The organism is Arthrobacter sp. NicSoilB11 (assembly GCF_019977375.1).
Classification (GTDB): domain Bacteria; phylum Actinomycetota; class Actinomycetes; order Actinomycetales; family Micrococcaceae; genus Arthrobacter.
This window is the reverse complement of sequence record NZ_AP024659.1, coordinates 20678-33706: the sequence shown is the minus strand read 5'-3', so window position 1 is coordinate 33706 and position 13029 is coordinate 20678. Positions and strand designations below refer to the sequence as shown.

At 62.9% G+C, this 13029-nt stretch carries 13 protein-coding genes; 8 read left to right on the top strand and 5 right to left on the bottom strand.

The features are described 5' to 3' along the window. Positions 1-20 precede the first annotated feature (20 nt). Entirely contained in the window at positions 21-311 is a 291-nt protein-coding gene (locus tag LDO14_RS20870; RefSeq protein WP_223995502.1) for a helix-turn-helix domain-containing protein, read from the bottom strand. A 125-nt stretch (positions 312-436) separates the two neighbouring features. Here LDO14_RS20870 and LDO14_RS20865 point away from each other — a divergent pair, with 125 nt between their 5' ends. The 8 genes from LDO14_RS20865 (at position 437) to LDO14_RS20830 (ending at position 8723) form a co-directional block, all read left to right on the top strand. After that, entirely contained in the window at positions 437-1054 is a 618-nt protein-coding gene (locus tag LDO14_RS20865) for a DUF6668 family protein (RefSeq protein WP_223995500.1), read from the top strand. 15 nt (positions 1055-1069) lie between these two features. Beyond that, positions 1070-1357, top strand: a complete 288-nt coding sequence (locus LDO14_RS20860) for a hypothetical protein (protein WP_223995498.1) — start codon at positions 1070-1072, stop codon at positions 1355-1357. Positions 1358-1373: 16 nt separating this feature from the next. Further along, positions 1374-2099: a hypothetical protein gene (locus LDO14_RS20855; RefSeq protein ID WP_223995496.1), complete on the top strand. Its 726-nt coding sequence runs from the start codon at positions 1374-1376 to the stop codon at positions 2097-2099. Positions 2100-2189: 90 nt separating this feature from the next. Beyond that, a complete protein-coding gene (locus LDO14_RS20850; protein WP_223995494.1) occupies positions 2190-3425 on the top strand; it encodes a hypothetical protein in 1236 nt (411 codons plus the stop codon). A 1-nt stretch (position 3426) separates the two neighbouring features. Then, positions 3427-4938: an SCO6880 family protein gene (locus tag LDO14_RS20845; RefSeq protein ID WP_223995492.1), complete on the top strand. Its 1512-nt coding sequence runs from the start codon at positions 3427-3429 to the stop codon at positions 4936-4938. Then, positions 4938-6533 (top strand): ATP/GTP-binding protein, encoded by a 1596-nt coding sequence (locus LDO14_RS20840; protein WP_223995490.1) that lies wholly within the window; start codon positions 4938-4940, stop codon positions 6531-6533. Before LDO14_RS20845 ends, LDO14_RS20840 begins: the two co-directional genes overlap by 1 nt. Continuing rightward, positions 6533-8308: a type IV secretory system conjugative DNA transfer family protein gene (locus LDO14_RS20835; RefSeq protein WP_223995488.1), complete on the top strand. Its 1776-nt coding sequence runs from the start codon at positions 6533-6535 to the stop codon at positions 8306-8308. Before LDO14_RS20840 ends, LDO14_RS20835 begins: the two co-directional genes overlap by 1 nt. Next, the gene (locus LDO14_RS20830; protein WP_223995486.1) at positions 8301-8723 is read left to right on the top strand and encodes a DUF4913 domain-containing protein; all 423 of its coding nucleotides are present in this window, start codon (positions 8301-8303) and stop codon (positions 8721-8723) included. The genes LDO14_RS20835 and LDO14_RS20830 overlap by 8 nt, the downstream gene beginning before the upstream one ends. A 487-nt stretch (positions 8724-9210) precedes the next feature. Here the strand turns inward: LDO14_RS20830 and LDO14_RS20825 are convergent, their stop codons facing one another. From LDO14_RS20825 to LDO14_RS20810, 4 genes are all read right to left on the bottom strand, one after another. Beyond that, positions 9211-9771: a hypothetical protein gene (locus LDO14_RS20825; RefSeq protein ID WP_223995484.1), complete on the bottom strand. Its 561-nt coding sequence runs from the start codon at positions 9769-9771 to the stop codon at positions 9211-9213. Continuing rightward, positions 9768-10133: a hypothetical protein gene (locus LDO14_RS20820; RefSeq protein ID WP_223995483.1), complete on the bottom strand. Its 366-nt coding sequence runs from the start codon at positions 10131-10133 to the stop codon at positions 9768-9770. The genes LDO14_RS20825 and LDO14_RS20820 overlap by 4 nt, the downstream gene beginning before the upstream one ends. A gap of 757 nt (positions 10134-10890) precedes the next feature. Continuing rightward, positions 10891-11583, bottom strand: coding sequence for a hypothetical protein (locus tag LDO14_RS20815; RefSeq protein ID WP_223995481.1), 693 nt, complete (start codon positions 11581-11583; stop codon positions 10891-10893). A gap of 454 nt (positions 11584-12037) precedes the next feature. Further along, positions 12038-12913, bottom strand: coding sequence for an aldo/keto reductase (locus tag LDO14_RS20810; RefSeq protein ID WP_223995478.1), 876 nt, complete (start codon positions 12911-12913; stop codon positions 12038-12040). Positions 12914-13029: the final 116 nt, after the last annotated feature.

The following is a 13029-nucleotide window of genomic DNA, read 5'->3' as shown; positions in this document are numbered from 1 at the left end:
ATTCGCTCGGCTGCTTCGTGCTACTGCTGCTGGTCCTCGGTCTCCCCGGGTGTTTGGCCCTTCCGCAGAGTGTTCCGGTTTTCCCAGACCCAGTCTTTGACTTGATCTCTGGCGATCAACCATGTCTTCTCGACTTGGTAAGCAGGAATCACTCCGGTTTGGAGCCAGCGGTAGACGGTGTTTCGGGAGAGCCCGAAGATCTCCTCGAGGTCCTGGGGCGTCAGACGCTCCGGGTACTTTGCGAAGAGAGCTTCCAGGTACTTCGGGTCCACGCTCAGTCCGTCCCACCGCATGAAGCCATCGTAGACCATAAATTGGTACTGTGATGTACTAGGAGTGACTGAAAGGTATTAAAGCTGTTGTTCGGGGTCACCTTTGGCCTTTCGTGTCGGATGGTACCGATACGATCTTTGCGGACATTACTAGGGGATGTGAAATGCCGGTCTCAAAGAACCGCTGGGTGACGCCCGGCGCTGACACTATCGACGAACCCACTTTGGCCCTCCCAGAAGAGCCCCCGTTCGTCCCGACGGGAGCGACCAGGCCGCAGCGAAGTGTTCCCCAGCCAGACCACGCGGACAGGCTTCCACGACGGGACGTCTCCGGGAGGGCACCGGGGTTTTGGTGGCTTGGCGTCCGCGGCGGCGCCGGCGAAACCTCACTAGCCCGCCTGGACAAGAACACCAAGGCCGCCGGACATCACTGGCCGGTCACCACGGCCGGCTCCGTCGTTGTCCTCGTGGCCCGTTCCAATATCCCTGGCCTGCGCGCAGCGCGCCTGGCGGCCACTGAATGGGCATCACGGTCCCTTCCCGGGATCCACGTCGCCGGCCTCGTGGTCATGGCCGACGCTCCCGGACGGCTCCCCAAAGAAATCCGAGACTTCTCCCGCGTCGTTGCCGGGGGAGTGCCCCACGTCTGGCATTTCCCCTGGGTCGACGCATGGCGCTACGGCCACGACGTTGCCCCCGAAGACCTTCCCAAAGAAGCCCGCACCATCCTTGAGCAGGTGCGCCTCGCCGTAACTGCCGCCGCCGGACTCCCTGCCAAGTAGAAAGAAGAAACACCCATGTTGTTCTCCAAAGCCCTCGAATGGTCCAGCTTTGCCATCACCGAAATACCGAACCCCGGCATGGGTGAGGCCCCTCCCGGCTCTGAAGGCCTGCTGACCATCCTCAAATGGATCGCCTGGATCGTCTTCGCCCTGGCCGTCGCAGGGATCCTCATCACCGCCGGAACGATGATGATCAACAACCGACGCGGCGAAGGCGGCGAGCACGCCGGACGCCTGGCATGGGTCCTGGGCGGCTGCATCCTGGCAGCCTCCGCCGGCGGTGTCGTAGGCGCCCTGGTCTAATAAGGAGCGACAAGCCATGACTGAACCGACCATGAACGAAGACCAGAACCCGCTGACCAAACCTAAGTTCATCATCTCGGCCGTTGTCGTGGCGCTGATAGTCGCGCTCGGGATCATCCTGGCCCTGCTCCCTCGTGGGGGAGGAACCCCGACAGCCGAGCCGAGCAATCCCGGATCCACCACCGCCAGCACCCAGCCCAGCGAGGCAGCGGCTGCCAGTGTCTGTGGCCTGCCCTCCGGCGACCAGAACAAACCAGCCACCACACCCACCGACACCAAATGGGAACTCGTCGGAAAGATCGCCGCACCCACATCACCCACGCAATACGGGCCCGGCAAGACCGAAACTAACGGCCTCCGCTCCTGCTTCGCACACTCACCCACCGGCGCTCTCTACGCCGCGGCAAACATGACTGCGTTGTCGGCAGCTGGAAAAGCAGATCTCGTTTACCAGCAGTTGGCACTCCCGAGCCCGGAGCGAGATGCCGTGCTGAAGTCATCTCCCACAGCTGCACCGAGCTCCGTCACCGCCCAATTAGCCGGGTTCACATTTCGCTCCTATGACGCTGACCGGGCCGTCATTGATCTTGCCTTCAAGGGAGCCAACGGAACCTTCATCTCCATTCCAGTCCCGCTCCAGTGGTACGGAGGCGACTGGAAGTTCGTTGTCCCGGCTACCGGGGACACTGGTGCACGGCAGATTACAGACCTGGGCGGCTACATCGAATGGTCCGGCGTCTAGATGGCTGACTGCACAGGCCTGAATGTCATTAATCCCTTTTGCCAAGCAGGTGCGGCAATCGAGGACGTCGCAAACGACTCGGTCAAAAACATGGCTAAAGCGATTGCCGATGCCGTCGGACAGACCGTGCAGACGTTGGGGACTTTTTGGGTGAATGTGGGCACTCCCGCGGTCACCTCGGCACCTGGTGGGTCGACCGCGAGTGATCCGGTGTTGTTCCTGCAGAACAGTCTCTACTTTTGGACGGCGTCCCTTGCCGTGCTGTCGGTCCTCGTGGGGGCGGCCAAGATGGTGATCGAACGCAGGGGTGCACCCTTGCGGGATCTGGCGCGTTCGCTCGCGACCCTGATCGTCGTCTCCGGAGCGGGTGTAGCGGCAGTGGGCCTGCTGACGGTGGCTGCGGATCAGTTCTCTGCCTGGATCATCAAGAACTCCACGAACGGGACCTCGTTCAACGAGAACATCACAGCAATGCTGGCACTGTCGGCCACCAGCCCGATCGGGGCGATCATGATCATCCTGCTGGGACTGATCGCGATTCTGGCCTCCGTGATGCAGATCGTGCTCATGATCATCCGTGGCGGCCTGCTGGTCATCCTGACGGGGATCTTTCCCACGGCCGCAGCTTTTACCAATACCGAGGCTGGCAGGGGCTGGTTCCAGAAGTGCACGGCCTGGTTGATCGCCTTCATTCTCTACAAGCCCGCGGCCGCCATCATCTACGCCACCGCGTTCCAGCTCAGCGGCACCAAGATCTTCGGCAACGCTGGTGACGGCAAGGACTTCGGCTCGGCACTTCTGACAACGGTCACGGGCTTGGCCCTGATGGTGATCGCGTTGTTCGCGATGCCGGCACTTATGCGCTTCGTCACCCCCATGGTCGGTGCTGTCGCCGGCGGCGGTGGAGCGTTGGCTGCGGGAACGGTCGGGGCACTGGCTTCCGGGGCCATCAGCATGGGCAGTGCCGGACGAGGCGGCGGCCCATCCACCAGCGGGGCGGCAACCCACGGCACATCAAGCCACAGCCCCGGATCGCAGGGCCCCTCGGGAACTGGAAACGAGGGAACAGCGGGAGGCTCCGGCACAGCAGGAAAGAACAGCAGCCGGGGTTCAGGGGCCACGGGAGTGCAGCCCGGAATCGGCTCTGCCGCATCTAGCGGCGCCGGCAGTGCTGTGTCAGGCAGCGGGGTTGCGGCCGCGGGCGGTGCAGCAGCGGCGGGTGCCGGCGGCGTCGCGGTCCTGGCCGCGCAGAAGGGCGTCGAAGCCGGCCAGGCCGCTTCCGGCGCGATCAAGGACATGAGTGAAGAATCCACGGGGGGTGCCTGAGATGGCAGCTATCGAGAACACGTACAGGGAGCCGACCTACGGCAACTGGCGGCGGCCGCGTAAGGCCGGCATCGGCACCCTTGGCGGCCTGGCCACGGCAGGACTGTTTGTAGGCCTGATCATCACGGTGATCTGTCTTTTCGTCGGCGGCTGGTTCCCTGGCCTTGTCTCGCTCCTCATTCTCGGAGTGATGCTGTCCGCCGTCTCGGTGACCGACAAACACAACAAATCCGTGGGGGAGCGGCTTTTCGCGCGCCTGGCGTTCCGCTCGGCACGGCGCAGGAAGGCCAACATCTACCGCTCCGGCCCGTTGGGCCTGACGCCCTGGGGCGAATTCCAGCTGCCCGGAATCGCCGCCGGGTCCAAGCTGTATGAGTTTACGGACTCCTATGGGCGCCCGTTCGCGTTGATCCACCTTCCCTCCACCGCCCACTACACCGTTGTCTTCGGCACCCAGCCCGACGGGGCGTCCCTGGTCGACCCCGAGCAGATTGATGCCTGGGTGGCGAACTGGGGCGGCTGGCTCGCTTCGTTGTCGAATGAACCTGCCGTCGTGGCAGCATCGGTCACGGTCGAAACAGCCCCCGATTCCGGGGCACGGCTGCGCCGGGAAGTCGAATCCAACATCCACGACGACGCTCCGGACATCGCCAAGGCCATGCTCCGGGAGGCCCTGGCCACCTACCCGCAGGGGTCGGCCACCATCCGGGCCTGGGTCGCGCTGACGTTCAGCGCCGCTGCCCGGGCAGGCGGCAAGCGACGCACCGCAGACGAGATCGCCAAGGATCTCGCCTCACGGCTTCCCAGCCTGACCGAGCGCCTCGAATCTACCGGCGCCGGGGCATGCGCGCCGTTGAACGCCCAGGAACTGTGCGAGGTCGTTCGGGTCGCCTACGACCCTGCAGCAGCCCGGCTCATTGACGAAGCCCACTACCAAGGCACCCCGGTTGACCTGGACTGGAGCGAGGTCGGACCGTCCGCCCATCAGGCCGACTGGGACGGCTACCGCCACGACTCCGGCCACTCTGTCTCCTGGTCGATGACGGGAGCGCCCCGCGGCCACATCCTCGCCTCGGCCCTGGGCCGCCTGGTGGCACCCCACGGGGAAATTGCCCGTAAGCGCGTCACGCTGCTGTACCGGCCGATCGACGCCGGCCGAGCGGCCACCATCGTCGAATCAGACCAGACCAGCGCTCTCACCCGCGCCTCCTCCACCAACCGGCCCACCGCCCGCGCCCTGGTCGACGCCCGCGCCGCACAGGCCACCGCAGCCGAAGAAGCCAAAGGCGCCGGGCTGGTCAACTTCGGCATGGTCGTCACCGCCACGGTCCTGTCCGCCCGCGACCTTGAAGACGCCGTCGCCGTCGTCGAGGGCAACCTCGGCCCCTCGGCCCGACTGCTGCTACGCCGCGCCTACGGCTCCCAGGACTCCGCATTTGCCGCGTCCCTGCCACTGGGCCTGGTCCTGCCCAAGCACCTGAAGGTGCCCGAAGAGATCCGCGAGGCCATGTAATGTTCGGCAGCCGTACCAAACACCAGCGCAAAGCCCCATCCACGAAGCTGGCGCCCGCGGTCGCGCGCCGCCCGGGCCTGCGCGGCTGGCGCGGCCGCGGACAGGGCGAAGCCGTCTACGTCACCGCCGCCGACGAATGGCGCGGCACCTCGGTCCAGGTCTGCGGTCTCTGGCCATTCGTGGGCGGATCCGGCACCCCCATCCTCGGGGTTCCGATCGGCGTTCACACCGACACCGGAGCCCCGTTCGGGGCCGATCCGATCAGCTGGTTCATGCACGGCATGATCAACAACCCCTCCATGTTCGTCCTCGGGCTGCCGCACTACGGCAAGTCCACCCTGGTCCGGCACATCGTCCTCGGCCTGGCCGGCAGGAGCATCAACCCGCTGATCCTCGGTGACCTGAAACCGGACTACGTTGACCTCATCGAAGCCCTCGGCGGGCAGGTCATCAGCCTCGGCCCCGGACGCGGTCACCTGAACGTCCTGGACCCCGGTGAAGCCACCGAAGCTGCCGCCAGGCTGCACGCCGCAGCCGAAGAACACCGTGCCGCCGCGAACAAGGCCACCGATCAGGCCGCAGCCGCGGAACTTCACGCGGCAGCGGTGAAGGCGGAGAAGCTGGCCGAACAGCTGATGGCCGACTCACACAACCGGCGCCTGAACATGATCACCGCGCTGATCACCATCGTGCGGAACGCCAAGCCCAGCGCCCACGAGGAATCCCTGATCGACCGGGCCCTGCACATCCTGGACGAGCGCCTGGACCGGGTCCCGTTGGTCGGTGACCTGATCGAGGTCATCAAAGACGCCCCCGACGAACTCCGGGCCATCGCCCTGGACCGCGGCGACATGAGCCGCTACCTCGACGCGACCGACCAGCTGCGCCAGTCGCTGTACTCCCTGAACGGTTCGGGCCGCTTCTCGGACATGTTCTCCCAGCCCACCGACCAGCCGATGGACCTGACCAAGCCCGTGGTCTTCGACCTCTCCGGGATCTCCGACACCCAGCGCGATATCCAGGCGGCCTGCCTGCTGGCCTGCTGGTCCACCGGATTCGCGACCGTCCAGGTCGCCCACACCCTGGCCGACGCCGGCCTCGAGCCGCGGCGGAACTACTTCGTCGTCATGGATGAACTCTGGCGGGCCCTGCGCTCCGGTGAAGGCATGGTCGACCGGGTCGACTCCCTCACGCGACTGAACCGCACCGAAGGTGTCGGGCAGGCCATGATCACCCACACCATGAGTGACCTCGAAGCGCTGCCCACCGAATCCGAGCGGATGAAAGCCCGCGGCTTCGTCGAACGCTCCGGGATGGTCGTCTGCGGCGCGCTGCCCGGAGCCGAAATGGAAAAACTCAACAAAGCCGTCACCCTGTCCCGGGCCGAGCAGGCCCGGCTCATCTCCTGGGCGGACCCGGGGTCATGGACCGACGTCGGCGGATCCCGCAAACGGGTCCGCCCGGGCCTGGGCAAGTTCCTCTTCAAAGTCGGCGGCAGACCGGGGGTGCCCGTAGCTCTCAAACTCACCAGCGTTGAAGAGAAACTGCACGACACAAATAAGCGCTGGACGATCAGCGGCGAGGGGCAGAACTGATGGGCGCACCAAACAGCGGCAAACGCTCAGGACTCGACACCGAAACAATCCTGCTCTGGACCGTCATCACTATCGTGGTGCTCGGTGTCGGCGCAGTGACCGGGGCAGTGCACCTCGGGTCAATGCTGTCCGGCGACGGGCAGACACTGCCAGCCAACCCGTTTGAGCTGGTCTTCGGCCTGCTCTCGCGCGAGGTCACCTGGCCCGCGGCCGCGACCTGGGTACTGGTCGTCTTCGGCGCCCTCGCCATCGTCATGGCCGTCCTGGTGCTCCGTGCGGTCCTGCGTCGACGGTCGAAGCGGTCCCGGGTGGACGCCGCGGCCCAGCACATGGCCAAAGGCCGGGACCTGCGCGCCCTGAGCCTGCGCGGTGCCACTGCCACGGCCGAACGCCTGGGCGTGAAAGGCGCACCCGGTGTCCCGGTCGGCAAGACCGTCCTGGGCGGGCAGATGGTGTACGGATCCTGGGAAGACATGCACATCGACATCTGGGGACCCCGCACCGGTAAGACCACCTCCCGGGCAATCCCCGCGATCCTCGCCGCCCCGGGAGCCGCTTTGGTGACCTCGAACAAGCGGGACATCGTCGACGGCACCCGCGACGTCCGCGCTGCGGAAGGCCCGGTGTGGGTGTTCGACCCGCAGGCCGTCGCACTGGAGGAACCTTCCTGGTGGTGGAACCCGCTGTCCTACGTCACGGACGAAGTGCGCGCGGCTCGCCTGGCCGATCACTTCGCCGCCGGTTCCCGCGGCCCGGACGCCAAAACGGACGCCTACTTCGACCCGGCCGGCCAGGACCTGCTCGCCGGGCTCCTGCTCGCCGCCGCCCTCGACGGCCGCCCGATCACTCAGGTGCACACGTGGCTGACCCGGCCCGCAGATGACGAAGCGGTGGACATCCTCAAGACCCACGGCTTCCTGCAGACGGCGAACGCTGTCGGCGGTGTCATCAACGCCCCCGAAAAGCAACGTGGCGGCGTGTACGGCACGGCCCTGCAGATGGCGTCCTGCCTCACCAACCGCCAGGTCGCCCGCTGGGTGACACCTCAGGGCGACAATGACTCACGGCCTCAGTTTGATCCGGCAGCGTTCGTCCGGTCCAAGGGCACCCTGTACAGCCTGTCCAAAGAAGGCAAAGGCACCGCCAGCCCACTCGTCACGGCGCTGACCGTGGCCACGGTCGAGGCCGCCGAAGAACTCGCCGTCCACTCACCCGGCGGCCGGCTCGCTACACCCATGGTCGGCGTCCTCGATGAAGCAGCCAACGTCTGCCGCTGGCGCGAGCTCCCAAACCTCTACAGCCACTACGGCTCCCGCGGCATCGTCCTGATGACCATCCTCCAATCCTGGTCCCAAGGCGTCGAAGTATGGGGACGCGACGGCATGCGCAAACTCTGGTCCGCCTCCAACATCAAGGTCTACGGCGGCGGCGTCGCCGAAGCAGAATTCCTCAACGAACTCGCACAACTCGTAGGCGAATACCGCTACTCCAACACCACTCGCAGCCGCTCAAAACAAGGCACCTCCTACAGCCACGACGACGACCGCAAAGAACGCACCCTCGACGTCTCAGACCTGGCCGCGTTCCCCCGCGGCCGAGCCATCATGTTCGCCTCCGGCGCCCCAGCCGCACTCCTGGAAACAGTGCCCTGGATGAACGGACCACAGGCTGATGCAGTGCGCGCCTCGATCACCGCACACGACCCCGCCAACAAACCCGCAGCCCAAACGGCGGCCGGGAACCGGTGGATCGCTGCAGGCGCCTCCCATGACTGAAGGTTTGGGGGAGTGGGACGACGAACTCGAGGACACCGCAGACCCCAAGGAGCGGGCCGAGGAAGAACAGGATGCCCCTGAGCTGTTCTACCCGAACGTCGCCGAATTCGTCAGCAACAAGCTGGCCACAAGCTACCGCCGGCAACTCAACGTCCAAGGCGGGGTGACCTGGTGCCCGCAATGGTGGAAGCACGCAGAAGCGATCAGCCGGCTCGAAGCGCTCTGGCGGGCCTGGGAGTTCCTGCGCTTGGACGGGACAACGGGAATGAGTGTGTGGTGGCGCGACCACGCAGACCACCACATGTCCGTCCTGCTCTCAACAGACGGCCCATTCAAAGGCTGCACCCCAGACGACGGCCACCGCGCCAAACTCGCCCCGCTACCCTGCGAAGGACCTCCCAAGGGGCTGTTCTGAACATGGTTTCAACCAATGCTCAAAGGTGACCAAACGGGCGGTCCACGGTGGGGTCAATCCGCGTTATCCACGGCTGGAAATCGGGAGCCATCGGGAAAGCTCCCTCAGCAGCAGTAGCGGTGGATAACCTATCAGGATTGTCCCGGCTGTGGGCAGCGGACATTCACGGTTGTGGTTACGGCGATGCTGCCTTCTCGCTGTTGACGATGGCAATGCTTGCCGGGAAGCCTTGGAAAGTACGACTAAAGGAATGGAACCTGCGCTACTCGGGGTCACCAAGACGAGTTGACTGATGCCTGTCTCAGACCGCCTAACGCAAAGTTGGTGTAATGGCCAATATGAGAGTGGTGCAGGGTTGCCGGAGGGCTGCATCACAAATTCTGGTGTTCTGTCGTTGTGTGTCATACTCTGTAAGTGCCTGTTGCGCTGAGCTTCAGGAAGTAAACCCGAGACCCGGCCGGACGACCGCGGCGCTCGGGTTTTGCGTTTAAGTAATCGGCTTAACGCTCGCCACTACCGGCTCAATGAGCTGGCGCCATGATCCACCCTTGGCCCAGCACCACGCGATCGCATCCGGGATTACCAACAACTGCTCCTGGGCTGACTTCGCGTGTTCGTAGCGCATCCGCTCCTTACATCCAGCCTTTCGCGAGAACTCGATCAGGCATTCGCGGTCGCGTTGGACAAGCGAGTCATCCTTGTCAATGACGAGCAGTGACTGCCCTGGACGAGCCGCGACGTCGTTGACAAGTTCGCGGAGACACTCAGCTCGCCGTTCACGTTCGTTGGAAAATCTACGTCCGGCATCATAAACGGTCGCCTCAACTTCAGAACGGATGATCACGTCGATGATGGCTTTTCTGCGTGAGTCCCTCTCATCCTTCATGTGCAGGCCACGCTGTCCAGGCAAGACAAGTCCACGCAGTTCCCGACGCACGTCGGCAAGGCCCGCGGGAACCAAGACTCCGGCAACGAGCAGATAGCCTCGTTGCTTGGTTTCATCAATAAAGAAGTTGTTCCTAGTCAACACGTCGGGCGCATGCCTCACTCATCCCTGTCCTCCGCGACCTTACCGGCCGCGTCCTCACCGCTCCTTCGGTTGGATGCAACCGTCTGTGCTGGCTTCTTCAAGTCCACGATCAGCATGTTTTCGTCGCGTTCAGGGACCCACCTCTTTGCAATCGACGTATCTATGCCAATGAACTTGGTGAACATCGTGCCGGCGATCAACACGATGCCCTTTTTCTGCCCTTTTGTTCCGGCGGGGCCCTGCCTGCGAGTCGGGTAGGCGTTGGGATCGGTCAACTTGGCAGCTTGGATGGCTATGAGCTGGTTCTCCTCATCCCATAGGAACTCGACAGCCTCCGGCTCGTCGATCAAAGCAAAGGCGGCTTCGTTCAGTGAGAACATGCCACGCTTCTGGATCGTTACCGTAGGGACTGTTGGCGCCGGAGCGCTCCCCTTCTCGAAAACTTTGAAAGCCATCCTGGCTGCCTCTTTCCCTTTCGCTATTCCGCGCCCGTAAGGCGCCTGAAAAGATTCTAACGCATAGTATCGATGGGTGCGTTCATGGAGGCGATGGAAAATTTCAGTTACTCGGGTCAGCCATACCGAGAAGTTAGTGACCTATGTCACCAGCTCGAGAAATTGAGTGTGGCTATCAGTTGCTCGTTCCGCATGGATAGATCAGCACTTCACGTTCAAAGCACTTTCACCGAGTCGTTGAATTGGTTACAGGAAGGTCTGGACAACTACGGTCAAGTTAGAGCCACTACTAACTTGCGTCAGATCCGTACTTACTTCTGCACGCTCTGGCCCCGGCTTAGAACAGGAGCTCATCTCTGCAGATCCCCTTCCCGGGACGGGCACTCCTGGCTAGAGGTAGCGGGTGCCTTGGAGAAGATGCCGGCCAGCAGTACTCCCGCTGAATACATGGAAAGTCCGCCAAGACTCTAGGCCGGCAATGGGCAAGGTGCTGGCCGCAGCGATCGATACATCCTGTTCTGAATTTCTGCTCCGACCGGCAATTTTGCCGTTGCCTCACGATCTCAGCACATTCAGGCGCACCGTACGATACCCATTTCAGTTGTACAGGCACCCTGCGGTGACGAAGGCGATTGTCGCTGCGGGCCGAAGATCCGGCGGACGATTTTCTTCATAGGAGCATTCAGCCGCGGCCTGTAGCGAGCGAAAATATCGCCTTCTCGACCTGGACGGGAGTTCGTCCATGTCGCTCCCCCCAAACGCCTAGTGTTTCCAGATACTCCGCGTATGAAGCGGACTTGTTGGGATTCAAGCGAATGAACGCGTTTTCGCGCATCCAACGGACTATTTGCTTATCGAGAATCGGGGCAGCGTTGGCGTCGTCGGGCCCCTGCAACGACGAGCAGAAGTACAGCCATTTCGTGAAGTACGAGGGGCCCAGATGCTTGATTCTGCCATCGTTGTTCATAAGCCTGAAGGCGTCTAACGGCCCGTTCTCACGGACTTTTCGGGAACCAGCCTCCAACCGCTCGACCACAGACGCGTCAATTGGCAGATGTCGGGCGGGCGCGCTCCTATCGTCGGTTTGGGTCAGTACCCATCTAGTACGCAGTGGACCTAAACCTGTCGTGCCCCAACCCCAAATCATCGCAGGGACGAAAGCAGACAGCACACGCCCCTGAGCAAGTTCGTGCAACACAACGTCACGCGTAGACTGTCGGTCAACTCGATCCGGAAGTTTGTCCAGGATCTCGAGCACGTCAGCTAGGTCATGTAGTTCCTTCCGCCACTTATCGCGATGCCAGGGGAAGGATTTTTGCGGTTTCGGTTCTTCTCCCAGCAATCCTTCAAGGAGAGGTGGAACATCAGGCGTCATGCTGCCAGTTTTGCGTATGCCACCCAACGGCATTAGCAACGCCACGGCAAATGGTCTCTGATCGGACGCGTACGTTTTTGCCGGTGCAGTATGCGCAGGAGCAGTTAAGCCGGCTGGAAAACTTCCGCAGCCCCTACGGGATCCATCAAAGTGCACCCGTTCGATGGCTCGCTGGATTCTTGTTGGAGCAACTCGGCGCCCGCGAATCCCCGCCTCATGCCTCCGGACCGCAAAGTATGGGGTTTTTTATAGCTGAACGCTTTCCGCATCAAATTCACTCGGCAGTTAACCCGAGGACAGTCAGGTGTGTCAGGTTGAGATCTTTGACGTTCTTCGTCCTGTGTCAGAAATTGTTGAGTTCTGATCCTATTCTGACGGTTTCTCCTCTACCTTCCTGACGTCAGGTTGGGGTGTAGTTCAATTTGATAGGGGCTTGTCAGGGGGTTCTGGCCCGCTAGGTGGAAGCTGCCCATTTGGAGCCCACATCGCGCCAAGCGCGGTCGATGCCTTCCCGCACGCCGGCCTCGAGGGGTCCTCGGCTGGCTGCTGCGATGTTCTGGCGCAGATGAGCCATCTTTGCTGTGCCGACGATTGCGGTGTGCACACCGGGTGCGTAGGCAGTGAAGCGCAGAGCGAACTCTGTCCAGCCCATGTCGCCTGGGTCAAGTTGGAGAGCCTGAAGTCGCTCCCAATAGAGTTCCGCGTAATGCCCGGTTGGCCGATCGGGGAACCGCCATGGTGCGTTTGCGATCGGGCGCTTGGCGATCACTCCCAGTTCAGGGCGCCGGCCGAGGACGTGTCTGAGATTCCACTGGTCGGCTATGTTGACACTGGTTTCGATGGCACCGAACCGCCCGGATTCCACCGCGAATGCTAGAGGCTCGTTGTCTCCGCTGTAGCCTGCGACACCGACCTTGCCAGCGGCGACGGCCTTGTCCAGGGTGTCCTGCAGGTCACCACGCCGCAGAATCTCGAGAGGGCAGGAGTGCAGATAGAAGATGTCGATCCGTTCCGACTGGGTCAGGCGCAATGACCGCTCGATACTGGCCAATACGCTTCCTGGTGACCAGTCCGGTTGACCATTAATTGCCGGTCCACCTTTGGTGGATAGCACGAACTCGTCCCGACGTCGGCAAAGGTGCCGGCCGATACGCTCTTCGCTGAGCCCGTAACTCGCGGCGGTATCGATCACCGTTATTCCGAGATCCAGCGCTCCGTTGAGCACCTTGGCGGCTTCTGCCTCGGTGACATCGTTTTCGCCAATTTGACCGGCACCGAGCCCGACGACGGAGACGCTATAAGCAGTGTTACCGAAGGGCCTTCGCTCCAACTGTGTTCACTCCCAATCTGATTGCCGCCCCGGTGGTGCAGGCGCATTGAACGTCTTGCTCGCGAAGACGTTATTTCTTGTAAGTGGCCCCAACGGGCTGGGGCCAGTTGCTCTGT

Coding starts and splice junctions, on each gene's coding strand:
- LDO14_RS20840 (WP_223995490.1), top strand. CDS start 4,938: ATGTTCGGCAGCCGTACCAAACACCAGCGCAAAGCCCCATCCACGAAG.
- LDO14_RS20845 (WP_223995492.1), top strand. CDS start 3,427: ATGGCAGCTATCGAGAACACGTACAGGGAGCCGACCTACGGCAACTGG.
- LDO14_RS20815 (WP_223995481.1), bottom strand. CDS start 11,583: ATGACGCCTGATGTTCCACCTCTCCTTGAAGGATTGCTGGGAGAAGAA.
- LDO14_RS20850 (WP_223995494.1), top strand. CDS start 2,190: ATGGCTAAAGCGATTGCCGATGCCGTCGGACAGACCGTGCAGACGTTG.
- LDO14_RS20835 (WP_223995488.1), top strand. CDS start 6,533: ATGGGCGCACCAAACAGCGGCAAACGCTCAGGACTCGACACCGAAACA.
- LDO14_RS20855 (WP_223995496.1), top strand. CDS start 1,374: ATGACTGAACCGACCATGAACGAAGACCAGAACCCGCTGACCAAACCT.
- LDO14_RS20860 (WP_223995498.1), top strand. CDS start 1,070: ATGTTGTTCTCCAAAGCCCTCGAATGGTCCAGCTTTGCCATCACCGAA.
- LDO14_RS20865 (WP_223995500.1), top strand. CDS start 437: ATGCCGGTCTCAAAGAACCGCTGGGTGACGCCCGGCGCTGACACTATC.
- LDO14_RS20820 (WP_223995483.1), bottom strand. CDS start 10,133: ATGTTCTCACTGAACGAAGCCGCCTTTGCTTTGATCGACGAGCCGGAG.
- LDO14_RS20870 (WP_223995502.1), bottom strand. CDS start 311: ATGGTCTACGATGGCTTCATGCGGTGGGACGGACTGAGCGTGGACCCG.
- LDO14_RS20830 (WP_223995486.1), top strand. CDS start 8,301: ATGACTGAAGGTTTGGGGGAGTGGGACGACGAACTCGAGGACACCGCA.